The following is a 24,226-nucleotide window of genomic DNA, read 5'->3' as shown; positions in this document are numbered from 1 at the left end:
GTCCTTATCTTTTGGAGCAGTCGTACTGCGAAGAGGGGGTGCCCGCCCCTCGGCGAGTGGCCGAGGGGCGGGCGAAGCTGTTTACCAGCGGTAGTGAGCGAACGCGCGGTTCGACTCGGCCATCTTGTGCGTGTCCTCGCGGCGCTTGACCGCGGCACCCAGGCCGTTGGAGGCGTCGAGGATCTCGTTCTGCAGACGCTCGGTCATCGTCTTCTCACGACGGCCCTTCGCGTAGCTCACGAGCCAGCGCAGAGCGAGCGTGTTGGCGCGGTGAGGCTTGACCTCGACCGGCACCTGGTAGGTCGAGCCACCGACGCGGCGGCTGCGGACCTCGAGCGTCGGGCGCACGTTGTCGAGCGCCTTCTTCAGCGTGGCGACGGCGTCCTGACCGTTCTTCGCCTCGACGCCGCGGAGGGCGCCGTAGACGATCGACTCGGCCAGCGACTTCTTGCCGTCGACGAGGATCTTGTTCACCAGCGAGGTGACGATCGGTGCGCCGTATACCGGGTCGTTGACGACGGGGCGCTTCGGGGCGGGTCCCTTACGAGGCATCTAACTCAACCCTTCTTCGCGCCGTAGCGGGAACGAGCCTGCTTACGGTTCTTGACTGCCTGGGTGTCCAGGGCGCCACGGACGATCTTGTAACGCACACCGGGGAGGTCCTTGACACGACCGCCACGCACGAGCACGAGCGAGTGCTCCTGCAGGTTGTGACCCTCACCGGGGATGTACGCGGTGACCTCGGTGCCGTTGCGGAGCTTCACACGAGCGACCTTGCGCATCGCCGAGTTCGGCTTCTTCGGGGTGGTGGTGTAGACGCGGGTGCAGACCCCGGCCTGCTGCGGGTTCGACTTGAGCGCCGGTGCCTTGGTCTTGGTGACCTTGGGCGAGCGACCCTTGCGAACCAACTGCTGAATGGTTGGCACGTTCTCTCCTCATAGTGCTGCACGGTGACAGCGTGATGGGTTTCACATCATGACCCACCGGCACGTCGGAACCGACGAGCTTTTGGTGTGATGGGTATGCCGTGGGGGCGGACCGGCAGGTGCCGGCGCCCAGCGCACACGCAGAGGCGTGCACACACCTGATCAAGTGTAATGCCGCGTAACCTGACGGTCAAATGAATGCCCCTCCGACCGTGTGCGTCGGCCGCACACGTCAGGGCAGGTCGGGGTCGAACGGCGAGTCCAGCGACTCTGTGAGCTCGGCCAGCAGTGCCTCGATCTGCGGTTCCACATGCTGCGAGATCGCGGCCTGGATCGAGATGCGGTGCCGCAGCAGGATGCCGCAGATCTCGCGTCCGACCATGTTGGCGTACTCGTCGGCGAGGGCGACCTCCTGCCGGAGGGCGACCTTGGCTTCCTCCGTCAGCGGAGGAAGAGCGGGCAACTCGGCGGCGGAGTCGTCGGCCAGCCCGGCGATGGTGAACAGGAACGGAGCCCCTGGCACGGGGTCGGGGTCGAGGGGCAGACCGTCGAACTCGGGATCGAGATCCTCGGCCGGACGGTAGCTGCGAGCGCGGTTGCGCGCGGCCTGCTGATCGAGCTCGCGCTGCAGCATCGGCAGATTCCGTGCGGTGTACTCCGCAACGGCGTGATCGACGATGGTCTTGATCCGCGTGGACAACCCGTGCTGCACACCGTGCGGCACGTTCGCCCCGATGCCGGCTGCCGAGAGGATGGGCGATCCGAGACATCGGCGACACGGCGCGACGCGACCACGGTGGGTGGCCGGCTCCCAGCGCGGCACCCAGCGCAACCATGCCTCGACGGCCTGGTCCACCTGCGTCTCCAACGAACGCTCCACCCCACCAGCGTACGGCGCGTCGCCCGTCGCCGTCGCGATTTCCCGCTCCCGGCGGGGCGGGAGGGGAACGATCACTCGCGGGTCACTCGTCGTCGTCGCGCTCCCACGGCCACCGCGGATGCTCGGCACGGGTGCGACGCAGCGCGATCCCGCCCCACGCGGCGATCAGCGCCGCCAGCACGAGCACCGCACTCGCTCCCCCGCGCACGAGATGACCTGCGACCGCGGTTGCGAGCACGAAGCTCCCCGCGGCGATGAGCACACCGACCCATACGGCTGCCAGATGGACGAGACCTGCGACCAGGGCGATCGCGATCGTCGCGACATACGACGGCTGTGGTCGACGCAGCGTCGACCACAGCATGAGCGCGAACGAGACCACGGCGGCCAGCATCCCGATCACCCCAGGCGTCTGCCCGAGGTCCGGTACCGCGATGATGTCCGTGTCGGTGGCGATGCTCAGCGCTCCGAGCCCGAAGACCGCCAGCGCGAAGAAGCTGATGGTGGCGAGCACGACCGCCAGGACAGCCGAAACCCCCGCGGACTCGGGTCCGCGGGGGTTCGGCATGGTGGAGTTCGTGATTACCTCGACAGCGTCGGGCCGGCTTCGAGGGTGCGCTCGTACTCGCGCTGCGCCTCGGCGTTCAGCTCGGTCTTGCGGGCACCGCTGCGGGCGACCCAGGCTCCGAACCAGATGGTCAGCTCACGGGCGAACACGAAGGCCGCGATCGCGAGCGGGGCGAGCAGCTGCTCTCCGACGAGGTCGAGCCCCTGACTCGCGCTGAGCTTCCAGAACGGCGCCTCGAACAGCTGGCCGAGGATGTGTCCTCCATAGGCGATGACGCCGACGATGATGCCGAAGACGACCCAGAGTCCCCAGCGACCGCGGTTGATGATCGCACCGAGCAGCCAGAAGCCGAGGAAGAAGACCACGACGGGCGTCCAGAATCCCCAAGTCGTCAGCGGAGCGATCGCGGTCTGCCCGATGTTCTCCCCGGTCACATCACCGGAGATCGCGCCGAGCCCCAGCGCCGCCCCGAGGTACAGCACCGCGAAGACGAGCGTCGCGAGGAGTCCGATGGCTCCCGCGGTGCCACGGTTTCCGCGGTCGCGGGGCGGCTCGGGAGCCTGCACGAAGATGGGCTGCGGCTGTGCCGCGGCTGCAGCGACCAGCGGTTCGGACGGCACGACGCGCGTGTCGGCCTCATCGCCGTACTGGGCGTAGGCGGCACCCGCCATGCCCGACTGCTCATGACCGAACGCGACGGGCTCTCCGATGACCGGCTCAGGGAAGAAGGAGGAGGACTCGGCGTCGGCGCGCGTCCTGACCTCGTCGGCGTAGTCGTTCGACGCGACGGACGCAGCGGGGGTCACTGCCGGGGGCGGCGACGCGAAAGTCCCGGGGTGATCGCGCTCGGCCTCTTCGAACGCAGCGAGGTCGGGATCGACCGGCGCAGCGGCGGGCTTCTCCTCTACGCCGTCGTTCGAACCGGGAACATCCGCACCTGCGGCAGCGGCGGCATCCAGACCCGCGTTCGCACTGCCGACGACGTCGTCAACGTCAGCCGGCTTCTCGGGCTGGGGAACGTCGGGGTCACTCATGGGGTGCGCCTCTCATCGGATACGTGCATTGTGAGGGTACCTCCGCGCGAACGGCCGCTCGCGGAGGCGTGCCGACGTGTCGTCATACGCGAGGACACCGCACTGTCTCTTGGGTTTCAGGGGAGCGCGTTGCGCAGTGCATCACCGGCGAACTGCGCGAGCACGGGAACAATCGGCAGCGACAGCCACACCAGGGCTCCGATGATGGCGATGCACACGATGCCGGCGAACCAGCTCATCCCGAGGTTGCGACCACCCACGCGTGCCATGCCTCCACGCTACGACCGAACGGTGCGAGAGCCCGGGCGCAACGCCGACAGCGGCGGTTGCTCCGCGGCAGTCAGCGCGCGACGCGACCGCGCAGGCGCCAGAGCAGCCAGAGACCCGAGAGCGGGATGAGGAGGATGCCGATTCCCGCGAGACCGCCCCAGATCATGTCGTACCACGCAGGAAGCAACGGATTGTTGGCGGGCGGCGGGGTTCCTGTTCCCGAGGAGCTGCCGCTCGATTCCCACACGGAGATGGTGACCATCGTCGAGATGACGAGGATCGACAGACCGCCCGCGACGAACGGCACGACGATCGCCACGACCTTCTCCCCCGTCTTCCAGAGCGAGCTCAGACTCACGAGCACGGCACCGACGAACCACCCGACGATCGGCACGACGATCCCGCCGACGCTCAGCGTCAGAGCCGCGGCGATCGCGAACCCGCGCGTGGACGTCGTCGACGGACCCGGTGCCGACGGTGCGGACGCGGTCGTCGGCACCGCGAGAGGCGAACCCGCCGGCAGCTCGGCCTGTGCCTCGCGGACGATCGCGCCGGGATCGCCGAGCTGAGCGATGCGCACGGCCGTGGCTTCGGCGTCGAGTCCCTGGAGCTCTTCGACGATGCCCCCGCGGATGTCCGTCGCGATGCCGTGCGGTAATCCGCGCATCGCCTCATCGAGTCGTGTGAGGAAGTCCTCTCGCAGGGCGACAGCGGTGGTTTCGGTCATGATCGTCCCTCTCCGACGATGCCCGTGACGACACAGGCGAACGGTGCCCACTGGGCGCGGAATCGCTCGAGCTGATCGACGCCGACCTCGGTGAGCCGGTAGTACCTGCGCACCGGGCCCGACTCGGACGGCTGATCGAACGTACTGACCCAGCCGTTGTCACGCAGCCGCCCCAGCAGCGGATAGAGCGTGCCGATGCTGGCGATCAGGCCGGCGCCGGTGAGAGCCTCAGCCAGCTGCCATCCGTACATAGGCTCCCGCGCGAGCAGGCCGAGCACGCAGTACTCGACCACTCCCTTGCGCATCTGGGCGCCGACATCGGCTGTCATGCATGACAAGGTAGCATGCGAGACAAGAGAGCGGGAGAACCGCCCGCGCGGCTGCGGGCGTCGCCGAGGCGACACCCGCAGGATGCGCTCAGCCCTTGGTCGCTCCGGCGGTCAGCCCACCGACGATGTACTTCTGCAGGAAGAGGAAGAGGATCATCACCGGGATCGCCGCCATCACCGCACCGGCGGAGAAGGCCGACCAGTCCGCGTAGCGCGGGTTCGCCACGAGCTTGGTGAGTCCGACGACGAGGGTCTGCTGATCCACGTCGACGAGCATGACGCTCGCGATCACGTACTCGTTGACCGTGCCGATGAACGACAGGAGCCCGACCACCGCGAGGATCGGAGCGACCAGACGCAGGATGATCGTGAAGAAGATGCGCGCGTGACCGGCGCCGTCGATGCGCGCCGCCTCGTCGATCTCCTTCGGGATCGTGTTGAAGAAGCCGTACATCAGGTACGTGTTCACCCCGAGCGCTCCCCCGAGGTACACCAGGATCAGACCGGTGTGGGTGTTCAGACCGATCGCGGGGAACCAGTCCCCCAGGGTCGACATGAGCAGGAAGATGGCGACGACGGCGAGCAGCTGCGGGAACATCTGCACGACCACGATCGTCACGAGCCCCACACGGCGTCCAGCGAACCGCATGCGCGAGAAGGCATATGCCGCGCAGGCACCGATGAAGACGGTGACCGCTCCGGTGACCACCGCGATCAGCAGCGTGTTGAGGAACCACGTGCCGTAGGGGTTCTGCGGGTCGCTCAGGATGCGCACGTAGCTGTCGATCCCGATCGCGGAGAAGAGCTGGTTCGATCCCGTCAGCGTCCCCTTCGGGTTCAGCGAGGCGGAGATCACGTACAGCAGGGGGAACAGGGCGAACGCACTCACGACGATCGCCACGAGGTGGCGCCATCCGGTGTCGGCGAACCAGGCGCCGAAGCTGCGACGGCGGGGGGCGAGGCTCTGCACGCCATCGGTGGAGCGAGTGGCGGCGGATCGCTCGGTGGTGGGGCTGGTGGTGCTCATGTCAGTTCAGCTCCTCGAGGGCCTTGGTCTTGCGGAAGCTGATGATCGAGATCGTGGCGACCACGATGAAGATCAGGATCGTGAAGGCCGACGCCAGACCGTAGTCACGCGTCTGCCCCGTGAAGGCCACCTTGTAGACCATCGAGATGAGGATGTCGGTGTGCCCGACGGGGATGGACACGTCGCTGAAGCGCGGACCACCCTTCGTGAGCATGTAGATCAGGTTGAAGTTGTTGAAGTTGAACGCGAAGGACGAGATCAAAAGCGGCGCGACGGTGACCAGCAGCAGCGGCAGCTTGATCCGGCGGAAGACCTGCCACGGGTTCGCGCCGTCCATCACCGCGGCTTCGTTCACATCCTCGGGGATGCCCTGCAGGGCGCCCATGCAGACGAGGAACATGTACGGGAAGCCGAGCCACAGGTTCACCAGCAGCACCGACACCTTCGCGAGGGCGGGGTCGGTGAGCCACGGGATCTCGGCACCGCCGAAGATCACCTGGTTGATGAAGCCGAAGCTCTCGTTCATCATTCCGGCCCAGACGAGCGCTGACAGGAACGCGGGGAACGCGTATGGGAGGATCAGGATGATCCGGTAGCCGTTGCGGAACCGCATGCGGGTGTTGTTGAACACCAGGGCCAGGAGAAGGCCGAGGAAGAACGTCGTCGCGACCGAGATCAGAGCGAACGCGAACGTCCAGAGCGTGACCGAGATGAGCGGTCCGCGGATGGAGGAGTCTGTGACGGCGCGGATGAAGTTGTCGAAGCCCACCGTCGTCTGCCAACCGGGGAGCAGCTGCTCGCCGCCCTCGGCGGTGAAGGCCCCATCACCCGTATCGGAGTACACGGTCCCCGTCGTGGTGTCGGTGATGGTGTCTGCGGCCTCGTCGTACTCCAGCGTCGAGACGTACAGGTAGCCCTTCTGCCCGTCCGGGGCGCGCAGGCTGCCGTCGTTCGGGTCGTCGCTGAACGGCACCGACAGCTTCTCCAGCTCTTCGGAGAGCGTGAAGACGGTCGCGAGCGGGAGTGTGGTCCACCCGTCGACGGCGACGGCCGTGCCGTCTTCGAACCGGGCGTCGACCTCTTCCAGCGGCTGTTGCGCTGTACCGAGGAGCGCGTCGCCGGATTCCGGGTCCGTCACGAGCAGACCGTAGGTGCCGAACTGCTCGACGACCGTCACGGGGTAGGTCGGCGAGTCCTCGACCCGCTCCTGCGCCGAGGCGAGGAGGGAGGAGATCGCCTGGTCCTTGGTGCCGTTGTGGCCGGTGCCGTAGTTCGTGAACCCGATGTACCCGGTGTAGAGCAGCGTGAACACCTGGAAGATGACCAGGAAGATGATGCCGGGAGTGAGGTACTTCGCGGCGATGCGCTTTCGGGAGAAGTAGATGTAGTTGACGAGGACGGCAACCGCCACGACGATGCCGAGGATCAACCACTCCCGCTGGGCGAAGAGCACGAACACGGCGTAGAGCGCGATCGCGTCGACGACGGCCAGCAGGAGGATCTTCAGCAGCATCCAGCCGATCGGTCCGGATGCGGCCTCCGCGATCTTCGCGGCCTGGCGCTGACGTCTGGTCGGAGGAGCTGTGCGCTCGTCGGTGTCTGTCATGTCATCCTCGTCATGATCCTGCCGGGGCGGGCGAAGGCCCACCCCGGCAGAGTCCGTGTTCTGGCTGTTACTTGATCGCGGCGGTCACGTCGTCGACGAGCTTCTGCCACGTCGTCGCCGGGTCTTCGCCGTTGATGATCGCGGCCTCGGCCACGCCCCAGAACTCCCAGACCGCGCCCATGGCCGGGATCGCGGGCATCGGCACCGCGTCGGCGCCGACGGCCTGGAAGCCGGCGATGATCGGGTCGGCGGCCGCGGTGTCGGCGGCTGCGGTCAGGGCGGGGAGGATGTTGCCGGCCTTGAACAGGTCGAGCTGCACATCTTCGGTGCCGATGTAGTTGACGAGGAAGTCGTTCGCGGCGACCTTGTTCTTCGACTCCGAGCTCACGAAGAAGCCCTTCACGCCGGCGAACGGCGAAGCGGTCTCACCGGTCGGGCTCGGGATCGGGTCGATCGCGACGTTGATGCCCGCGTCGGTTGCCGCGCCCACGTTCCACGGACCGGTGAGCCAGAAGGCCGCGGTGCCGTCGAGGAACTGCTGCTTGGCGATCTCGCCGTCGACGTCGGTGTTCAGAACACCCGCAGCGCCCTGTGCGCCCAGCCAGTCCGCGAACGCGAAGCCGCCCTCGCTGCCGAGCTGGAGGTCGGTGGAGTCGTAGCTGCCCGTGTCGTCGGTGCCGAACACCGGGGCGCCGAACGCCGTCTGGAACGGGTAGAGGTGGTACGGGTTGCCCTCGGTACCCTGCTCGACGACGAAGGTGCCCTTCGAGAGCATGTCGTCGAAGCTGGTCGCGGCGGCCGGAACCAGGTCGGCGTTGCGCAGCACCGCGATGTTCTCGACGGCGTACGGGAGCATGTAGACGGTGCCGTCGTACGTGGCGGCCTGCAGCGCGACCGGGAGGTAGTCCTCGGAGCTGTCGCCGAGCTCGATGGGTGCGACGACGCCGTTCGTGGAGAGCTCGCCCAGCCAGTCGTGCGCGCCCATGACGATGTCGGGGCCCTTGCCGGTCGGAACCTGCTGGATGAAGTCGTCCTTCATGTCGTCGACCGACTTGCCCGTGAGCTCGACCTTGACGCCGGTCTTCTCCTGGTAGGCGTCTGCAGCGCCCTGCAGTGCGTCGACGCGCTCGGCGTCGACCCACACGACCAGCTTCCCGCTGTCGTCGGAGCCGGAGGTGTCGTCGCTGCTGGTCCCCGTGGAGCAGCCGGCAAGCGTCAGAGTCGAAACGATGGCGATCGCGCCCGCGGCGACGATGCCCCTCTTGTTCACCTTCATTGGTGTGTGCCTCTCTCAGTGCTGATCACCTGCAAGGACTGCAAGCGCTTACAGTATGCATCGAAATCAGCGGCGTTTGCAATGAGAGAAGGCGTTGATATCAACCCGTGATAGAGAACGGAGCGCTGCTGGGATGTGAAAACGCTTCCATGAGGCGGGGAAACGAGACCCGTAGACTGCTGGAATGGCTCACGGCTCGCACCGCATCGCCCGGATGACGACAGGTCTCGTGCTGGCGCTGTCGGCGGCCGCGCTGAGCGGGTGCACCGCGTTCACCACGGGCTACGCGGTGCTGGAGCGCGATGTCGAACCCGCGGACGCGTTGCCGGACGCGTTCATCGAGCAGGACTCCGGCGACGTCGCCGAGCTCTCATCTGCGCGGTTCGTCGGTGAGCATTCCGGCAGCTCGCTGTGGGTGCTGCGCGGGGTCGACCAGGGAACGATCTGCGTGCTCGCCTACCGGGACGAGACGGCGGGAATCATGGCGTGTGGCGGCGAACGCGGCCCCGTGGAGATGAGCGGCCCCGCCGGTCACTTCGTGCTGGTCCCCGACGACTACCCCACGCCGGACGGAGCCACCCGGATCTCCGACAACGTGTACGCCCTGAGCCCCTGAGTAGGATGAAACCATGGCTGACAGCTCATTTGACATCGTCTCGAAGGTCGACCACCAGGAGGCGGAGAACGCCCTGAACCAGGCCCGCAAGGAGATCGAGCAGCGCTACGACTTCAAGGGCACGGGTGCGTCGATCGCCTGGAGCGGCGAGAGCATCCTCATCATCGCGAACACCGAGGAGCGGGCCAAGGCCGTGCTCGACGTGTTCCAGTCCAAGCTTATCAAGCGTGGCATCTCGCTGAAGAGCCTCGAGTCGGGCGACCCGTTCGCCAGCGGCAAGGAGTTCCGCATCGTCTCGACGCTCAAGGACGGCATCTCCTCGGAGAACGCGAAGAAGATCAACAAGATCATCCGCGACGAGGGCCCCAAGGGCGTGAAGAGCCAGATCCAGGGCGACGAGCTGCGTGTGCAGTCCAAGAGCCGCGACGACCTGCAGTCGGTCATCGCGCTGCTCAAGGGCGCCGACCTCGACCTGGACCTGCAGTTCATCAACTACCGGTAACCCACCGGGACACATCGAAAGAGGGGGTCGAGTGCAGCGCACTCGGCCCCCTCTCTCGTCATTGTTGGATTGCATACTGATATATGGGTTTAGGTACCCAAGACTGGAAGCGGTCGACTCGATGCGACCGATGACGCGAACGCCGCGTGACGCACTGCCGTCGTAGGGCTACGCGATTTCGGGATTGCGAGCTTGCCCTCGTGGGGACGAGGCCGCGGCAGTTCCATGCGCTCGCGTCTTCGGTGGCCGGCGGATGCCCAGCATCCGCCGGCCACGGAACCCACGAGTACGAAGAACACGGGCACGACGAGCCCACCTGAGCCACGATGCGCGCCCCCACGCGGACTGCCGACTCAGGTGGGGGATATTGGCATCCGACGCGACTTCATGATGTAGTTGCCCTCCCGGGCGAATCATGGGGCGCTCGGGATCAGAAGGGCAACTGGGGGCGGATCCATGGGGAATATCGGATCGACGAACGTCGGCGAGAGCAAGCAGCTCTTGGCCGAAGAGGTCTTCCACCACATCGGCAGGCAGATCATCGACGGCACGCTTGCCGCGGGTGAGCGCATCCGCGATGTCGATGTCGCGGAAGAACTGCACGTGTCACGGACACCGGTACGCGAGGCGCTCCAGCGGTTGGAACGGCTGGGAATGGTCACGATGTACCCGAGCCGGTACACGGAGGTCACGGCGGTGACGCCGGAGACCATCGCCCAATCGCTCGTGTTCGCCGGCTACCAGGCAGGAATCGCCGCGCGACTGGCGGTGCCGCAGATCACGGCCGCTCAACGCGAGCATGTGCTCGCGCTGGTCAACGCCATGCGCGCAGCTCTGGAAGACGGTGTCGGCACCTCGAACGCCCGATGGGCGGTGTTCTCCTACCTCGGCGAGCACAGCGGCAACGCGCAGCATCGCACGCTGATCGACGACGCGAGCATGGTCCTGTTCCGCAACCTCCGCGACTGGGTGGTCCCGCCGTCCGATCGCGCACGGATGGCGCAGATCTACGTCGACTTCGGCGACGCCGTGCGCAGCGGCGACGGCGACGGCGCCGAGCGCCTCGTCAGGGAGATGTACTACCTGTGAGAGCTCACTGCGCTGCGCGCCATCCGGTCACCCATCGGTCCAACCGCCGGTAGGCGTCTTCGCGCGCCTCGTGCCGGGAGAGGAAGACGTCGTGCAGCGCGCCGTCGATGCGCTCCACGGTGACGCTGGGACCGAGCCGGAGCGCTGCGCGGGCGATGTCGTCGACCACGAGCACCGAGTCGGCCGACGTGAGGTCGTCCGACCACCGGGTCGGCGGCACGAATCGTGCCGACAGCAGCACGCATACCGGCGCCGTGATCGACAGACCCGACGCCACCGCCTTGTGGCCGGAGAGGATGGCGTGCAGCCAGCCCGCGTACACCGCCATGGTCTGCGCGGGCCGCCATACCGGGTTCACATCCATCGGATCGTCCGGGTCGGCGACCTCCTGCTGCGCGCGGGTGTAGAAGCCGAGGTCGACCTGCGGCGCGGCCTCCATCGGTCGCAGCCTCGCCTGCAACTCGACCATCGGCGCGATCGCCGCGCGGGCCGGCGCGAACTGGAACTCCAGCCACGGGCTGTTGAGGATCACCGCGTCGGCGGAGCCCGGATGGCGGGAGGCCCACAGACTCAGCGTCAGACCTCCGGTGGAGTGCCCGAGCAGTAGGAGTCGACGGGCGGACTCGGCGCCCCCCTCCCCGCGGCCCATCGCCTCCAGCGCAGCTCCGATGTCCTCGTCGTAGATGGCGAGGTCGGCGACGTAGCCGGGAGTCTGGCCGTCGCGCAGGCTGCGACCGTACTTGCGCAGGTCGAGAGCGAAGAAGCGGGCGCCACGCGAAGTCCAGAACCGGGCCAGCCGCTTCTGGAAGAAGTAGTCGGACCAGCCATGCACGTACAGCACATCGACCCCGTCGAGAAGCGGTCGGCGGCCGCTCGCCCGCGCCCACAGGCTCGGCCTCCTCGGCAGCGCACGCACGAGGGTCGCAACGACAGGCCCCTGGTCATCCGTGCCGAGATCGAGCGTCAGCTGCTCGAACTCGTCACCGAGAACATCCGGGATCCACTCGGTCATGCGTTCCTCCCCCGTCGTCGCCAGGCTAGCCGAGCGCGCGACCGGGTGCGGGAGGCCCGACCGTGACGGCTCTACTCGCCGCGTGAGACCCGGACCATCTCGTCACGCGGGACGACCTTGACCCTGGCGCGCTCCGCCGGAGCACCGAGGGCGATCTCGTGCTCGTCGAGCCGGTGCCACCCGTCCAGGTCGGTCCAGCGCACGCCGCGCTCCTGAAGGAGCTCGACGATGGACTCCTCCGAGGGGTCCTCCGGGTGCCACCACGCGCTCTGGTCGTTGATGATGTGCCGCACGGTCTCCATCGCGTCGGACTTGGTGTGCCCGATCAGCCCCACGGGGCCGCGCTTGATCCATCCGGTCGCGTAGATGCCGGGCACGCGTTCGTTCGAGTCCTTGGCGAGCACCTGACCCTCCCGGTTCGGGATGACACCGTGCTTCTTGTCGAAGGGAACCCCGGGAAGGGGCGAGCCGAAGTAGCCGATGGCACGGTACAGCGCCTGGAGGGGCACCTCGCGCAGCTCTCCCGTGCCGACCGCGCCACCCTGGCCGTCGGGCCGGGTGCGCTCGTACACGAGGGCCGCGACGCGACCGTTGTCGTCCTTGCGGACCTCGACCGGCTTCGCCCAGAAGTGCAGGTGCAGGCGTCGCGACGCGGTGCCTCCGGCGTTGTTGACCGAATCGCGCTTGCGCCAGGACTGCAGGATGCGGTCGATGACCATCACCTGCTTGTTGCTGGCGACGGCGTCCTTCGCGGCGTCGTCGTAGTCGAAGTCCTCGTCGTAGACGACCATGTCGACATCGCGCAGTTCGCCGAGCTCGCGCAGCTCGAGCGGCGTGAACTTGACCTGCGCCGGTCCGCGACGCCCGAAGACGTGCACGTCGGTGACCTGGCTGGCATTGAGGCCCTCGTAGACGTTGGCCGGCACCTCGGTGACGAGCAGGTCCTCCGCGTGCTTGGCCAGCATGCGGGCGACATCGAGGGCCACGTTGCCGTTGCCGAGCACGCCGACCGAGGCGGCATCCAGCGGCCATTCACGCGGAACATCGGGGTGGCCGTCGAACCAGCTGACGTAGTCCGCAGCGCCGTACGAGGCGACCGCATCGATGCCGGGGATGTCCAGCGACGTGTCGCGGATGGCCCCGGTCGCGAAGATCACCGCGTTGTAGTGCTTCTTGAGGTCGTCGAGAGTGATGTCCTCGCCGAAGCGGACGTTGCCGAACAGGCGGATGTCACCACGGTCGAGCACGTCGCGGAGGGCGTTTACGATGCCCTTGATGCGCGGGTGGTCGGGCGCGACACCGTAGCGTACCAGCCCGTACGGTGCAGGGAGCTGCTCGAAGAGGTCGATCGAGACGTCGAACTTGCGCTCCGCCTTCAGCAGGATGTCCGCCGCATAGATGCCGGCGGGGCCCGCACCGACGATGGCCAGTCTGAGCTTGGTCATGGGAGGTCCTTTCGTATGCCGTCGCAGAGCCGGCGCGCAACCCTGACGGGCCGCCCGCACAGAGTCAGCTGGAGCGTTCGGCGAGGGTCTCAGCGAATCGGGTCAGCGCCTCGCGCACAGTGCCGCGAGGGAGCAGCTGGAGAGCGTCGACGGCATCCCGGGTCCACGCATGCGCGAGCTCGAGGGTCTTCTGCGTCACCGGGTGGTCGCGCAGCGCGTCCAGCGGCCCGTCGAGGATGGCGGGGTCGGCACCGTCGGCGATGAGGGCCACACCCTCGTCGATGCGGGCTGCGAGGTCGATGGCGTCCGCGTCTCCCTCGGCCTTGAGCAGCAGGTAGGGCATGGTCGGAACGCCCGCACGCAGGTCGGTCCCCGGCACCTTGCCCGTCTCCTCCGGCTTCGCCGAGAGGTCGATCACGTCGTCGAGAAGCTGGAACGCGACGCCGATCTTCTCGCCGTACACGCGCACCGGCTCTTCGTACTCCGAGGGGGCGTTGGAGAAGATCACGCCGCCCTGCGTGGCCGCGGCGATCAGGGAACCCGTCTTGTCGGCGAGCACCTGGATGTAGAACTCGATGGGGTCGTCGCCCTCTTGCGGGCCCAGGGTCTCATGCATCTGACCGAGTACGAGTCGCTCGAAGGTGTCGGCCTGGAGCCGGATGGCGCGTTCGCCCAGCCGGGACATCAGCTGGCTGGCGCGGGAGAACAGGATGTCGCCCGTGAGGATCGCGATGTTGTTGCCCCACACGGCGTGGGCGGCGGGTACTCCGCGGCGGCGGTCGGCTCCGTCCATGACGTCGTCGTGGTACAGCGAGCCGAGGTGCGTGATCTCGAGCGCCTTGGCCACGTCGATGACCTCGGGGGTGTTCCCGTCGCCGAGCTGTGCGGCGAGGAGCGTGAGCACCGGACGGATGCGCTTGCCGCCGGCCTCGTACAGGTAGCGGCTGGCGGCGTCGGCCAGTGGATCGGCGACGCGGACGTCGTCTGCCAGTCCGGTCTCGACGAGCTCCAGCCCGTCTTCGATGGCGCGCGCGACACGTCGGGCGGCAGGACCGATGAAGACGCGATCGCTGAAGCCGAGACGGCTCGCCAGTCGCGAACCCGGGGCGATGGGGCTCGAAGTCACGTTCCCAGCCTACCTTCGTCGGATGTCACGGTTTCGCCCGGAAGGTTCACTCCGGCTTGCGCGCTCTGTGCAGGGCCACGATGCCGAAGGTGAGGTTGCGATAGGCGACCTCGGCCCAGCCCGCCTCGCGGATCCAGGCGGAGAGTCGCTTCTGGTCAGGCCATTGAATGATCGACTCGTTCAGATAGTCGTAGGCGTCGCCGTTGGTGCCGGCGACGCGAGCCACCCGCGGCAGCACCTGGGCGTTGTAGAAGCGGTACGCCCCGCGGAAGAGCTTGCCCGGCGGGGTCGAGAACTCGTTGATGACGAGCCTGCCCCCCGGCTTGGTCACGCGGTAGAGCTCACTCAGGGCCTTCTTCGGGTCGTTGACGTTGCGCAGCGCGTACGACATGGTGACCGCGTCGAAAGTCGCGTCGGGGAACGGCAGATCGGTGGCATCGGCCTGCACGAACGACAGGTTGCGCATCGCGCCGTGTCGACGCTCGCCCTCCGCGAGCATGCCCGGGGAGAAGTCGGCCGCGACCACCTCGGCCCCGCTGCGTGCGAGGGAGGCCGACGATGACGCCGTGCCCGCGCCGAGGTCGAGGATCCGCTCCCCCGGCTTCGGAGCGACCGCCCGGGTGGTCGCCGCGCGCCACAGGACGTCGTTGCCGAACGTCATCGCCGTGTTGGTGCGGTCATACCCTGCGGCGACCTGGTCGAACATGCCGCTGACGCGGGCGGGGTCCTTGCCGAGATCGGCGCGGTTCTTCTCGTTCGAGGTCACGAGTTCAGTCTAGGCGCGAGGCCCAGGGCTTCGAGGCGGTCGAGCCAGGGATCGGCGGTGGCGTCGTCGAACGGAGCCATCTGCGCGCGCACCCGCTCCTCGAGGTCGAGCGCGAGGCCCTCGAGGTGCGCCATGACGTCGGCCGGGTAGCCGTAGCGCGCACTGTGCTCGGCCCACTCGTCGCGATCGTCGACCCAGGTCCCTCGTGCACCCTCGACGCGCACCACATCGAGGTCCATGTCGATCCCGGTCGCCAGCAGCGGATCATCGGACCAATGGATGTCCCACCCCAGGTCGATGTAGATGCGCATCCCCCGGCGATGGCGGCGGTTGACGGTCAGCGCGTGGTCACCGCTCGGGGGAACCAGGGTGACGTTCGGACCCCCGGCATGGAACTCGGCGCCGGGGCGCACGCTGTGCCATCCGACGGGCTGCCCTATCCAGTCGCCCCACTCGTCGGCGCCGAGGTAGACGCACTCGTGCCGCCAGTGCGGTGATCCGTCCCACTTGCGCCATTGGAAGACCATCTCCGTGCCGGGTGCGGGGCGTGCATCGCTCATCCGCTCACCCTACGACCACGAGAATCCACGCTCCCTGAGCGGCATAGGCTGGACGCGTGCACACCACCCACCTGGTCGTGGAGACCACAGAGATCGAGCCGGTCGAAGACCTCCTGGCCTATGCGGACCCTTCCCGCCCGCTCGCGTGGCTGCGCCGCGGAGACGGGATCGTCGCCGTCGGCGAGACCCTGGCGGAGCTGCGGCCTCCCGCGGGCGGCGATCAGTCGCGCACCGAGAAGCTCGCGACCCTGTGGCGGGACATGGCAGCGCAGGCCGAGATCTCCGACCCGGTGGGACTCCCCGGCACCGGGCTCGTGGCCTTCGGCGCCTTCACGTTCGACGAGGACTCGGCAGCGGACAGCGTGCTCATGCTGCCGACGCAGGTTCTGGGACGACACGGGGACCGGTTCTGGCGCACAACGATCCGCGTCGCCGATGCCCCGGGGAACGCTGATGAACTCGCGACGCAGCCCTACGGCCCGCACTGGGCCGGCACCGTCGGCCCCGGAGCGCAGAGCCCGCAGGGCTACCAGGACTCGGTGCGCCGCGCCCTGGCCCGCATCGCCGACGGAGAGCTCAGCAAGGTCGTGCTCGCCCGCGACCTGACAGGCAGCATCCCGGCGGGGTCCGACCTGCGCCGACTGGTGCGTGCCCTCTCCAGCGGCTACCCCGACACCTGGGCGTTCGCGGTGGACGGGCTGATCGGCGCGAGTCCGGAGACCCTCGTCACCGTGCACGAGGGAACCGTGACCGCGCGGGTGCTGGCCGGCACGATCGGCCGCGGCGCCGACGCGGATGCCGACACCGCCGCTTCCGCACACCTCGCCTCCAGCACCAAGGACCTCGACGAGCATCAGTACGCCGTGCAGAGCGTGCTCGCCTCGCTGCGGGCCCACACGCGGGCGCTGGCCGCGAGCGAACAGCCCTTCCTGTTGAAGCTGCCGAATCTGTTCCACCTGGCGACCGACGTCGAGGGCGAACTGGGCGACGGCGAGTCGGCGCTCGACCTGGTGCGGGTGCTCCACCCCACCGCCGCCGTCGCCGGCACACCGACCCCCTCGGCCATCGCCGCGATCCGCGAGCTCGAGCCGTTCGACCGGGGTCGCTACGCGGGACCTGTGGGCTGGGTGGATGCCGCGGGCAACGGCGAGTGGGCGATCGCCCTGCGCTGCGCCCAGTTCACCGTGCGCCAGGACGAGATCGGGGTCACGGCCTACGCGGGCGCCGGGATCGTCGCCGGATCCGATCCGGAGAGCGAACTGCTCGAGACGCGCGTGAAGTTCCGCCCCCTGGTCGACGCCCTGGCCTGACCGCAGAGACCGACGCTCAGCTGGCGGCCAAGCGTTTCTTCTCGGACTCGACGTCGAAGTCGGCGCGCGGCCACTCGGGGTCGATGTCCTCCAGCGCCGCGAGCAGCAGCTCCTGCACGGCCAGTCGCGCGTACCACTTGGCGTTCGCCGGAATCACGTGCCACGGAGCCACCGCGGTCGAGGTGCGATCGAACACGGTCTGGTAGGCCTGCATGTACTGCGGCCACACCAACCGCTCATCCACATCGCCCGGGTTGTACTTCCAGTGCTTGTCCGGACGGTCGAGGCGTTCCATCAGCCGCGTCTTCTGCTCTTCGGGCGAGATGTGCAGCATGACCTTGACGATGCGCGTACCGGATGCCGCGACGCGGGCCTCGAACTCGTTGATCGCGTCGTAGCGGCGCTCGATCTCCGCGGGCGGGGCGAGCTCGCGAACCCGTCCGATCAGCACGTCCTCGTAGTGGGAGCGGTCGAAGACGCCGATGAAACCGGGATCGGGCAGACGCTTCTCGATGCGCCAGAGGAAGTCGTGCTCGCGCTCCTCGGCCGTCGGCGCCTTGAACGCGGCGAGCGCGACACCCTGCGGGTCGACACCCCCGACCACGTGCCGCACGATCCCGCCCTTGCCGGCGGAGTCCATGGCCTGAAGCACCAGGAGCACCGCATCCTTGGCCACTCCGGCACGGCTCTCGGCGAACAGCCGCTCCTGCAGCACGTTCAGGTCTGCCAGGCGGGCGGCGAGGTCGGCGACCCCGCGAGCCTTGCCCTGGTCGTATCCGGGCTTGGCGTCCGGGTCGAGATCGGCGAGGCGGAATCCCTCGTCGACTCGCAGCGTCTGCGTCCAGGTGTGCGCGTCCATACGCACATCCTGCCAGTCAACGCTCCAGCGGCACCTCAATGATCTGAAGTCCGCCGCGGGGCGAGGTCAGCGCCTGATCGAGTGCCGTGCGGGTGGTGACCCGCTGATACTCCCAGCCGTAGGCGAGGGCGAGGTGCTCGAAGCGGACGGTGTGCGGCGTGTAGAAGGCGCGGTCGAGGTCGCCGGGGCGGGCGGAAGACGCCACCTCGAGGGAGTCGAAGATCGTCCCCCCGCCGTCGTTGCCGACGATGACCTGCAGTCGGGGCTCTGTCTCGTCGGGCGGCAGCAACAGGGCGCCGACGTCGTGCAGGAACGCGAGGTCGCCCAGCAGCACCCTGGTGACCCCGGGCGCACCGGCGGCCTGACTGGCGATGGCGATGCCGGTCGCGGTGGCGATCGTGCCGTCGATGCCGGCGAGGCCGCGGTTGGCGTGGACGGGGACCTTCTTGCCGCCCAGCACCTGATCGGCGACCCGGACGAGCCGGGAGGAGCCGAACACCAGACGGTCGTGCGGCCAGGTGGCGCGCCACACCGCGTCGGCGAGCAGTTCACGGTCGAGCGGACGGCGGACCGCGTCGAGCTCGGCCTTCACCGCCTCCCTGCGCGCCGCGAAGTCGGTGGAGGCCAGCGCCTCGGGATCGGGGGCGTGCTCGCTCAGATCGACGATCTCCGCAGCGGACGCCCGCATCCACTCGCCGAGCCAGGTGCGGTCGACGGCGCCGGGGGCGACGATGACGGCGTCGACCCCGCGCGTGCGGTGGTTGAGGTTGAGTTCCTCGCCGCCGCGGTGCACCGCCACCACATCCACGTCGTGACGGGAGAGGAGCGACGCGACCTCGCGGCTGAGCGTCGGGTGCCCGAGCACGACGACCCGTTCGATGCGTCCGCCGAGATCCTCCCGGGCCAGCAGGCGACGGTAGCCGTGCACGACCTGCCGCCCGAACCGCGCACCGCTCACGATCTCGGCGATCAGCGGCCAGCCCCCGGAGTGCGCGATCTCTTCGGCATCGGGACCGGCGTCGGCGCCCGCGATCACGACGGTGCGCGGCCCGCGGTCGAGCACGAAGGGTTCGTCGCGCAGCGCCTCGGGCGCCTCGCCCCTGAGGACGACGACGGAGGGCAGATCGCCCGAGAGGGGCTCTCTGGACGGAAGATTCAGATGCACTGGTCCGGCGATGCCACGGAGGCCGCTCTCGACCTCGCGAGCACCCATCGCGGCGGCCACGGCCTGTTCGGCGAGCCCGGTCCACTCGCCGTCACCCGGCACCGGAGCATCGAGCTCGTCGCGCACCCACGGCTGGAACAGAGCGTTCTGGATCGTCGCCTGGTTGGCGCCGACCCCGCGCAGCTCGGGCGGACGGTCGGCGGTGAGCAGCAGCATCGGCACCCCGGAGTGGAACGCCTCCATCACCGCGGGAAGGAGGTTGGCGACGGCCGTCCCCGAGGTGCACACCACCGCGGCCGGCACTCGGGTCTCGCGAGCGATGCCGAGTGCCGTGAAACCGGCGACACGCTCGTCGATGCGCACGTGCACGCGCACGTGTCCGTCGTCGGCGGCACGCACCGCGGCGAGCGCGAGGGCCTGCGAACGCGAGCCCGGAGACACCACGATGTCGCGCACGCCCTGGGCGACGAGGTCGGCGATCAGGGACGCCGCAGCATCCATCGCCGGCGATGAGGTCACGGGCGCTGGTCCGTGGCGGGAGGCTCGTCGGTCTCCTCGTCCAGACGGGCGAGCTCCTCTTCGAGACGGCGGATGCGCGCATCCTGCTCGGTCTTGCTGATGCTGCGGAGGAACGCGGGGTCGTCATCCGGTGCGATCACCGGACGGACACCGGGATCGTTCGCGCGCCGGCGGCCGATCACGAACCAGAGGATGCCGCCGATCACGGGGAGGATCACCACGATCGCGAGCCAGACGGGCTTGGACACACCACGGTGCCGCGTCGCCGGCTGCACTGCGCAGTCGACGATGCTGAACACCCAGAACACGGCGGCGAGGAAGCCGCCGACGATCAGTAGTCTCGCCACCCTTCCAGTGTAGGCGTGTCGAGGGTGCCACGGCCCCGGAGACGGCAGAGGCTCCGTTGCTAGACTGCGCGGGAAATGCTGCCCCCCTCGCCGGATCTGATGCCGCGAGCGCGGGCCGAGCGGATGCTGGTCGCCCGGGTGATCATCGCCGTCGGCCTCGCGCTCCTGCTCGTCGTGGGCGCGTGGTCGACCTCTCGTGGCTCCGCCGATGTGCACGCGACGCTGTGCCTCGCCTCCGGTGTCTCGGAATCGCCGGGGGCCGCGTCCGTCGCAGACGGCCAGGAGGCGACGACGACGATCGATGTGCTCTCGTCGAGTGTGGGGATCTGCGTGCTCGCCGTCCTCGGCGGGGTCGCGCTGGTCCTGGTGTTCCGGCAGCTCATCGCCCACAGAACCCGACCGCTCGGCACCCGGGACCTCGGCACGTCGTCGCCCCGCCGCGCCGGTCCGCTCGTCATCGTCCCGGCTCTCAGCCTCACCCAGCTCTCGATCTCCCGTACCTGACACCGACGCGCGCATCGAGCCGCCCACGGCGGCATCCTTCCCTCGTCGTACCCCTGTGTCTGGAGACCCCATGAAGAACTCTGTCAAAGCGACCCTGATCGCCATCGCCGTCGCCATCGTCCTGCTGATCGCCGGTGTCGTGTTCGCGATCAGCCAGCAACAACCCACCGCACCGGTCGAAGGCGGGGAGCCGAAGCCGACCGTCCGCACCGATTCCCATGTGCTCGACGACGGGGGCGAGGGCGCCGTCACCGTCGTCGAGTTCCTCGACTTCGAGTGCGAGGCGTGCGCGGCGTTCTACCCCGTCGTCGAAGATCTCCGAGAGAAGTACGACGGCGAGATCACCTACGTCGTGCGCTACTTCCCCCTGCCCGGTCACATCAACTCCACCCAGGCGGCCCTGGCCGCGGAGGCCGCCGGTCAGCAGGATCGCTTCGAGGACATGTACCACCGCCTGTTCGAGACCCAGGCGCAGTGGGGCGAGCAGTCCGAGGAGACGCCCGAGGTGTTCCGCGGGTTCGCCGAGGAGCTCGGCCTCGACATGGCCGCGTACGACGCGGCGATCGCGGATGCGGCCACCGCGGAGCGCGTGCAGTCCGACAAAGCCGACGGTGAGAAGCTCGGGGTGGACAGCACGCCGAGCTTCTTCGTGGATGGTGTGAAGGTCGAGCTGCAGGAGTGGGACGACGTCGAGGAGGCCATCGAGAAGGCCGTGAACGGCTGACCCGGCTGGCGGGGTCGCGCCGCTTCCGTGTCGAAGCCGCGCGGTCCCGCCGCACCGATATTCTGGCCGCATACCCAGGAGAGGGCCAGAATGACCATCGATATCTCGACCGCTTTGCAGACGACCCACAACGCTCGTGAACTCGCCGGGTTCCCGACCTCCGGAGGCGGTCGGCTCGCATCGGGCCTCCTCTTCCGGTCGGATGCCCTCGCTTCGCTCACCGACGAGGGGCTGCAGGCGCTCGCCGACCTCCGCATCGGCACCGTGATCGATCTGCGCACCGATGGCGAGCGGGCCCGTGCCGCAGATCGTCTGCCCGATGACGGCAGCGTGACGCTGCTGGCTCTGCCCATGCAGGGCGGCGCGATGGACGAGATGGTCAAGAAGCTGCTCCCTGCGGCCGGCAGCGCCGGACTCTCGGTGACCCAGGTCGCCGAGGTGCTGAAGCGGGTGCCCACCCTGGAGGAGCTGTACATCTCGATCCTGGAGGCGAGTGCAGCGCAGTTCGCGACCATCGCCCGCACGGTGCTGGAGTCGTCCCGCACCACTCGGCCCGGCGTGCTGTTCCACTGCACCGCGGGCAAGGACCGCACCGGTCTCGCCGCCGCGATCCTGCTGCTCGTCGCCGAGGTGCCTCGAGAGGCGATCGTCGCGGATTACACGCTGACCGAGAAGAACCTCGCGCGCGGGTTCGCCGAAGCGCTCACGGGGCTGATCACCTCGCTCGGAGTTCCGCTCACCCCGGCGCTGACGACCCTGGCGACCAAGTCCCCGGCGTCGGCCATCGAGACGGCGATGGACTGGATCATCGCGAATCACGGCGATGCCGCAGGGTATCTGCGAAGCGGCGGCATGGCCGATGAGGAGATCGCCGATCTCCGCCGGGTTCTCCGCGGCGAGTAGGAGCGGCCTCCGCGGAGACGGGGCCTCCCTCGCTACGCTGAGCGCATGACTGAGGAGCACTCCCCCTCTCCGCGTCCGTGGATCGCCGTCGTCCGGCGGATCCCGGCGACCCTCACGATGGTGCTGCTCATCCTCGTGGTGGGGATCATCTGGGGTGGACTCTGGTCGCCCTTCGAAGACACGGCGCTGTTCAAGACCGTCGCCTACGGACTGCCGAACCTCGTCGACGGCAAGTGGTGGACGCCCGTCACCGGCACGTTCTTCGTGAATCAGCCCTGGGTGTACGTGTTCACGATCGCCGGCTTCTGGGGAATGGCCTACCTGGAGTACCGTCGCGGATCGCGCGTGGCGGTGGCCTACTACGCGATCGGTCAGCTGTTCGCGATCTTCGCCACCGCACTGCTGCTGTACCTGCTCTCGCAGTTCCCCTGGGCCTGGGCTACCGAGCAGGCGCAGGCGCTCGACGTGGGGGCGTCCGGCGGCACCATGGCGTGCATCGCCGCAGCGGTCGGCCTCTTCCGCCCGCCGTGGAGGGTGCGCGGCTGGCTCATCCTGCTCGGCTTCGTGTTCATCGCGATGCTCTTCTGGGGCAAGGTCGCCGACCTCGAGCACCTGCTCGCCGTGCTGCTGATCCTCGTCGTGGACCGCACGCTGCGGGTTCGGCACACCACCGTGCGCGAGCAGCGGCTGATCGCGGTCGTGGCGATGCTGGTGCTCGGCGCGGTCGAGATCATCACCACGCTCCTGCCGACGGACGGCCCGTTCGGCCCGACGGAACCCGTCTCCGGCGGATTCATCAGCCTCGCGATCGACCTGGTCGTGATCCTCGTGCTCGTGAACGGCCTGCGCCGGGGCCGACGCTTCGCGTGGGTGCTCGCGCTCCTGCTCGGGATCTTCAACGTCGTGATCGCCGCCCTCGTGCTCACCCTGATCACCGTGTTCAGCCAAGCTCAGCTCGACGTGCGCTGGGATGGAGAGACCGAGCTCGAGCTGGCCAACGGCTTCCTCTGGCTGATCATGCTCGTGTACCTGGTCTGGGTGCGCCGTGCCTTCCGGGCCAAGCGCCGTGCGAAGCTCGGCATCCAGCCCGCGCCCACCGTGGACGACGTGAAGCACGAGCTGCGCACGCACGGCGGCGGAACGCTCTCGTGGATGACGACGTGGGACGGCAACAACTACGCCAGGGTGAACGGCGGCATCGTGGCCTATCAGCGCCGCAACGGTGTGGCACTGGCACTGGCGGATCCGATCGGCCCCTCGGAGGCGCGCGCCGAGGCCGTCACCGACTTCATCCACGCGGCCGAGCTGGCCGGTCTCGTCCCCTGCTTCTTCAGCGCGGACGAAGCCACCCGCGCCGCTGTGCCCCCGAGCTGGCGGAGCATCGTCGTCGCCGACGACACGATCGTCGACCTGCCGGGACTGGAGTTCACGGGCAAGCGCTGGAACTCGGTGCGCACATCGCTCAACAAGGCCGGCCGGGAGGACATGACCTTCCGGATGACGCAGCTCAAGGCGGAGTCCTGGGGTGTGCAGCAGCAGCTGCGTGCGATCTCGGAGGCCTGGGTCGGCGACAAGGATCTGCCTGAGATGCGCTTCACCCTCGGCACGCTCGATGAGGCCGAGGACCCGGAGGTGCGGCTCGCCCTGGCCCTCGCGCCCAACGGCGACGTCGACGGGTTCCTCTCCTGGCTGCCCGTGTACGGCGACGAGGGTGCCGTGCGCGGCTGGACCCTCGACCTCATGCGTCGCAGGGAGGGCGGCTTCGGACCGGTGATGGAGTACCTGATCGGATCCTCGGCACGGCAGTTCGCCGACGAGGGTGCGCAGATCATGTCGCTCTCAGGAGCCCCCCTCGCCCACGACTATCCGCCGGACGCCGGGATGATCGCCGCCCTGAGCGACCGGTTGGCCGATGCCCTGGAACCGGTGTACGGCTTCGGATCGCTGCATCGGTTCAAGCAGAAGTTCCACCCCCGGTACGAGACCATGTATCTCCTCTTCCGCGACGAGAGCGACCTCACCCGCATCGGTGGAGCACTCACGAGGGCGTTCCTACCGGATGCGACGCTGCGACAGTTCGCGGGTGCCGGGCTCGAACTCGTGCGGGGCGGGAAGGACTGAGTGACACCCGTTGTC

The 24,226-nt window shown here is 68.4% G+C and carries 27 protein-coding genes; 8 read left to right on the top strand and 19 right to left on the bottom strand.

Going from position 1 to position 24,226, the window contains the following annotated elements:
• Positions 1–81: 81 nt before the first annotated feature.
• From rpsG to F6W70_RS02855, 11 genes are all read right to left on the bottom strand, one after another.
• Complete coding sequence (gene rpsG / locus F6W70_RS02900; protein WP_017201608.1) at positions 82–552, bottom strand: 30S ribosomal protein S7; 471 nt, start codon at positions 550–552, stop codon at positions 82–84.
• 5 nt (positions 553–557) lie between these two features.
• The gene (gene rpsL, locus F6W70_RS02895; RefSeq protein WP_017201609.1) at positions 558–926 is read right to left on the bottom strand and encodes a 30S ribosomal protein S12; all 369 of its coding nucleotides are present in this window, start codon (positions 924–926) and stop codon (positions 558–560) included.
• Positions 927–1,158: 232 nt separating this feature from the next.
• On the bottom strand, positions 1,159–1,806 hold the full coding sequence (locus tag F6W70_RS02890) for a hypothetical protein (protein ID WP_055866829.1): 648 nt from the start codon (positions 1,804–1,806) through the stop codon (positions 1,159–1,161).
• Between the two features lie 82 nt (positions 1,807–1,888).
• A complete protein-coding gene (locus F6W70_RS02885; protein ID WP_229778797.1) occupies positions 1,889–2,374 on the bottom strand; it encodes a DUF6121 family protein in 486 nt (161 codons plus the stop codon).
• Positions 2,375–2,388: 14 nt separating this feature from the next.
• Positions 2,389–3,408 carry an ABC transporter gene (locus F6W70_RS02880; protein WP_141385761.1) on the bottom strand — a complete coding sequence of 340 codons (1,020 nt, stop codon included), beginning with the start codon at positions 3,406–3,408 and terminating at the stop codon, positions 2,389–2,391.
• A gap of 116 nt (positions 3,409–3,524) precedes the next feature.
• Positions 3,525–3,677: a hypothetical protein gene (locus F6W70_RS17760; RefSeq protein ID WP_170287848.1), complete on the bottom strand. Its 153-nt coding sequence runs from the start codon at positions 3,675–3,677 to the stop codon at positions 3,525–3,527.
• A gap of 71 nt (positions 3,678–3,748) precedes the next feature.
• A complete protein-coding gene (locus F6W70_RS02875) occupies positions 3,749–4,405 on the bottom strand; it encodes a DUF1700 domain-containing protein (RefSeq protein WP_151485876.1) in 657 nt (218 codons plus the stop codon).
• The gene (locus F6W70_RS02870) at positions 4,402–4,734 is read right to left on the bottom strand and encodes a PadR family transcriptional regulator (protein WP_170287847.1); all 333 of its coding nucleotides are present in this window, start codon (positions 4,732–4,734) and stop codon (positions 4,402–4,404) included. Before F6W70_RS02870 ends, F6W70_RS02875 begins: the two co-directional genes overlap by 4 nt.
• Positions 4,735–4,822: 88 nt before the next feature.
• Positions 4,823–5,761 carry a sugar ABC transporter permease gene (locus tag F6W70_RS02865; RefSeq protein WP_017829218.1) on the bottom strand — a complete coding sequence of 313 codons (939 nt, stop codon included), beginning with the start codon at positions 5,759–5,761 and terminating at the stop codon, positions 4,823–4,825.
• Position 5,762: 1 nt separating this feature from the next.
• Positions 5,763–7,367, bottom strand: a complete 1,605-nt coding sequence (locus F6W70_RS02860; protein ID WP_151485875.1) for an ABC transporter permease subunit — start codon at positions 7,365–7,367, stop codon at positions 5,763–5,765.
• Positions 7,368–7,434: 67 nt separating this feature from the next.
• A complete protein-coding gene (locus F6W70_RS02855) occupies positions 7,435–8,643 on the bottom strand; it encodes a sugar ABC transporter substrate-binding protein (protein WP_055874165.1) in 1,209 nt (402 codons plus the stop codon).
• Positions 8,644–8,827: 184 nt separating this feature from the next.
• Here F6W70_RS02855 and F6W70_RS02850 point away from each other — a divergent pair, with 184 nt between their 5' ends.
• The 3 genes from F6W70_RS02850 to F6W70_RS02840 all read left to right on the top strand — a co-directional run bounded on the left by F6W70_RS02850 (position 8,828) and on the right by F6W70_RS02840 (position 10,850).
• Positions 8,828–9,259 (top strand): hypothetical protein, encoded by a 432-nt coding sequence (locus F6W70_RS02850; RefSeq protein ID WP_151485874.1) that lies wholly within the window; start codon positions 8,828–8,830, stop codon positions 9,257–9,259.
• Between the two features lie 13 nt (positions 9,260–9,272).
• Positions 9,273–9,761, top strand: a complete 489-nt coding sequence (locus F6W70_RS02845) for a YajQ family cyclic di-GMP-binding protein (protein WP_017829222.1) — start codon at positions 9,273–9,275, stop codon at positions 9,759–9,761.
• Between the two features lie 456 nt (positions 9,762–10,217).
• Positions 10,218–10,850, top strand: coding sequence for a GntR family transcriptional regulator (locus F6W70_RS02840; RefSeq protein WP_151485873.1), 633 nt, complete (start codon positions 10,218–10,220; stop codon positions 10,848–10,850).
• Positions 10,851–10,854: 4 nt separating this feature from the next.
• Here the strand turns inward: F6W70_RS02840 and F6W70_RS02835 are convergent, their stop codons facing one another.
• The 5 genes from F6W70_RS02835 to F6W70_RS02815 form a co-directional block, all read right to left on the bottom strand.
• Positions 10,855–11,862: an alpha/beta hydrolase gene (locus tag F6W70_RS02835; protein WP_055865612.1), complete on the bottom strand. Its 1,008-nt coding sequence runs from the start codon at positions 11,860–11,862 to the stop codon at positions 10,855–10,857.
• A 71-nt stretch (positions 11,863–11,933) separates the two neighbouring features.
• On the bottom strand, positions 11,934–13,307 hold the full coding sequence (locus F6W70_RS02830; RefSeq protein ID WP_151485872.1) for an FAD-dependent oxidoreductase: 1,374 nt from the start codon (positions 13,305–13,307) through the stop codon (positions 11,934–11,936).
• 64 nt (positions 13,308–13,371) lie between these two features.
• Positions 13,372–14,433 carry a polyprenyl synthetase family protein gene (locus F6W70_RS02825; protein ID WP_017829226.1) on the bottom strand — a complete coding sequence of 354 codons (1,062 nt, stop codon included), beginning with the start codon at positions 14,431–14,433 and terminating at the stop codon, positions 13,372–13,374.
• 46 nt (positions 14,434–14,479) lie between these two features.
• Complete coding sequence (locus F6W70_RS02820) at positions 14,480–15,199, bottom strand: class I SAM-dependent methyltransferase (RefSeq protein WP_055865619.1); 720 nt, start codon at positions 15,197–15,199, stop codon at positions 14,480–14,482.
• A complete protein-coding gene (locus F6W70_RS02815) occupies positions 15,196–15,759 on the bottom strand; it encodes a DUF402 domain-containing protein (RefSeq protein ID WP_055865624.1) in 564 nt (187 codons plus the stop codon). The genes F6W70_RS02820 and F6W70_RS02815 overlap by 4 nt, the downstream gene beginning before the upstream one ends.
• 56 nt (positions 15,760–15,815) lie before the next feature.
• Between F6W70_RS02815 and F6W70_RS02810 the strand changes: the two genes are divergently transcribed.
• The gene (locus F6W70_RS02810; RefSeq protein WP_151485871.1) at positions 15,816–17,069 is read left to right on the top strand and encodes an isochorismate synthase; all 1,254 of its coding nucleotides are present in this window, start codon (positions 15,816–15,818) and stop codon (positions 17,067–17,069) included.
• Between the two features lie 16 nt (positions 17,070–17,085).
• On the opposite strand, the gene F6W70_RS02805 is transcribed toward F6W70_RS02810, so the two are convergent.
• The 3 genes from F6W70_RS02805 to F6W70_RS02795 are packed head-to-tail and all read right to left on the bottom strand — an operon-like array spanning position 17,086 to position 19,959.
• Positions 17,086–17,928, bottom strand: a complete 843-nt coding sequence (locus F6W70_RS02805) for a PPK2 family polyphosphate kinase (protein ID WP_055865630.1) — start codon at positions 17,926–17,928, stop codon at positions 17,086–17,088.
• A 16-nt stretch (positions 17,929–17,944) separates the two neighbouring features.
• Complete coding sequence (gene menD / locus F6W70_RS02800) at positions 17,945–19,594, bottom strand: 2-succinyl-5-enolpyruvyl-6-hydroxy-3-cyclohexene-1-carboxylic-acid synthase (protein WP_151486615.1); 1,650 nt, start codon at positions 19,592–19,594, stop codon at positions 17,945–17,947.
• Positions 19,595–19,608: 14 nt separating this feature from the next.
• On the bottom strand, positions 19,609–19,959 hold the full coding sequence (locus F6W70_RS02795; RefSeq protein ID WP_017829232.1) for a PLD nuclease N-terminal domain-containing protein: 351 nt from the start codon (positions 19,957–19,959) through the stop codon (positions 19,609–19,611).
• A gap of 75 nt (positions 19,960–20,034) precedes the next feature.
• Between F6W70_RS02795 and F6W70_RS02790 the strand changes: the two genes are divergently transcribed.
• The 4 genes from F6W70_RS02790 (at position 20,035) to F6W70_RS02775 (ending at position 24,211) form a co-directional block, all read left to right on the top strand.
• On the top strand, positions 20,035–20,463 hold the full coding sequence (locus F6W70_RS02790; protein WP_318278782.1) for a hypothetical protein: 429 nt from the start codon (positions 20,035–20,037) through the stop codon (positions 20,461–20,463).
• A 70-nt stretch (positions 20,464–20,533) separates the two neighbouring features.
• Positions 20,534–21,187: a DsbA family protein gene (locus tag F6W70_RS02785; protein WP_151485870.1), complete on the top strand. Its 654-nt coding sequence runs from the start codon at positions 20,534–20,536 to the stop codon at positions 21,185–21,187.
• Positions 21,188–21,277: 90 nt separating this feature from the next.
• On the top strand, positions 21,278–22,090 hold the full coding sequence (locus tag F6W70_RS02780; protein ID WP_151485869.1) for a tyrosine-protein phosphatase: 813 nt from the start codon (positions 21,278–21,280) through the stop codon (positions 22,088–22,090).
• 45 nt (positions 22,091–22,135) lie between these two features.
• A complete protein-coding gene (locus F6W70_RS02775) occupies positions 22,136–24,211 on the top strand; it encodes a bifunctional lysylphosphatidylglycerol flippase/synthetase MprF (RefSeq protein ID WP_127482932.1) in 2,076 nt (691 codons plus the stop codon).
• The last annotated feature ends 15 nt before the right edge of the window (positions 24,212–24,226 follow it).

The sequence above is a fragment of the Microbacterium maritypicum genome (genome assembly GCF_008868125.1).
Lineage (GTDB): Bacteria > Actinomycetota > Actinomycetes > Actinomycetales > Microbacteriaceae > Microbacterium > Microbacterium maritypicum.
Note: the sequence above shows the minus strand (reverse complement) of the source record. Positions and strands in the feature narration are given on the sequence as shown.

Bases quoted from the DNA above. Each gene is read 5' to 3' on its own strand.
- rpsG (WP_017201608.1), bottom strand. From the start codon at position 552: ATGCCTCGTAAGGGACCCGCCCCGAAGCGCCCCGTCGTCAACGACCCG.
- F6W70_RS02885 (WP_229778797.1), bottom strand. From the start codon at position 2,374: ATGCCGAACCCCCGCGGACCCGAGTCCGCGGGGGTTTCGGCTGTCCTG.
- F6W70_RS02880 (WP_141385761.1), bottom strand. From the start codon at position 3,408: ATGAGTGACCCCGACGTTCCCCAGCCCGAGAAGCCGGCTGACGTTGAC.
- F6W70_RS17760 (WP_170287848.1), bottom strand. From the start codon at position 3,677: ATGGCACGCGTGGGTGGTCGCAACCTCGGGATGAGCTGGTTCGCCGGC.
- F6W70_RS02875 (WP_151485876.1), bottom strand. From the start codon at position 4,405: ATGACCGAAACCACCGCTGTCGCCCTGCGAGAGGACTTCCTCACACGA.
- F6W70_RS02870 (WP_170287847.1), bottom strand. From the start codon at position 4,734: ATGACAGCCGATGTCGGCGCCCAGATGCGCAAGGGAGTGGTCGAGTAC.
- F6W70_RS02865 (WP_017829218.1), bottom strand. From the start codon at position 5,761: ATGAGCACCACCAGCCCCACCACCGAGCGATCCGCCGCCACTCGCTCC.
- F6W70_RS02860 (WP_151485875.1), bottom strand. From the start codon at position 7,367: ATGACAGACACCGACGAGCGCACAGCTCCTCCGACCAGACGTCAGCGC.
- F6W70_RS02855 (WP_055874165.1), bottom strand. From the start codon at position 8,643: ATGAAGGTGAACAAGAGGGGCATCGTCGCCGCGGGCGCGATCGCCATC.
- F6W70_RS02850 (WP_151485874.1), top strand. From the start codon at position 8,828: ATGGCTCACGGCTCGCACCGCATCGCCCGGATGACGACAGGTCTCGTG.
- F6W70_RS02845 (WP_017829222.1), top strand. From the start codon at position 9,273: ATGGCTGACAGCTCATTTGACATCGTCTCGAAGGTCGACCACCAGGAG.
- F6W70_RS02840 (WP_151485873.1), top strand. From the start codon at position 10,218: ATGGGGAATATCGGATCGACGAACGTCGGCGAGAGCAAGCAGCTCTTG.
- F6W70_RS02835 (WP_055865612.1), bottom strand. From the start codon at position 11,862: ATGACCGAGTGGATCCCGGATGTTCTCGGTGACGAGTTCGAGCAGCTG.
- F6W70_RS02830 (WP_151485872.1), bottom strand. From the start codon at position 13,307: ATGACCAAGCTCAGACTGGCCATCGTCGGTGCGGGCCCCGCCGGCATC.
- F6W70_RS02815 (WP_055865624.1), bottom strand. From the start codon at position 15,759: ATGAGCGATGCACGCCCCGCACCCGGCACGGAGATGGTCTTCCAATGG.
- F6W70_RS02805 (WP_055865630.1), bottom strand. From the start codon at position 17,928: ATGGACGCGCACACCTGGACGCAGACGCTGCGAGTCGACGAGGGATTC.
- menD (WP_151486615.1), bottom strand. From the start codon at position 19,594: ATGGATGCTGCGGCGTCCCTGATCGCCGACCTCGTCGCCCAGGGCGTG.
- F6W70_RS02790 (WP_318278782.1), top strand. From the start codon at position 20,035: ATGCTGCCCCCCTCGCCGGATCTGATGCCGCGAGCGCGGGCCGAGCGG.
- F6W70_RS02785 (WP_151485870.1), top strand. From the start codon at position 20,534: ATGAAGAACTCTGTCAAAGCGACCCTGATCGCCATCGCCGTCGCCATC.
- F6W70_RS02780 (WP_151485869.1), top strand. From the start codon at position 21,278: ATGACCATCGATATCTCGACCGCTTTGCAGACGACCCACAACGCTCGT.
- F6W70_RS02775 (WP_127482932.1), top strand. From the start codon at position 22,136: ATGACTGAGGAGCACTCCCCCTCTCCGCGTCCGTGGATCGCCGTCGTC.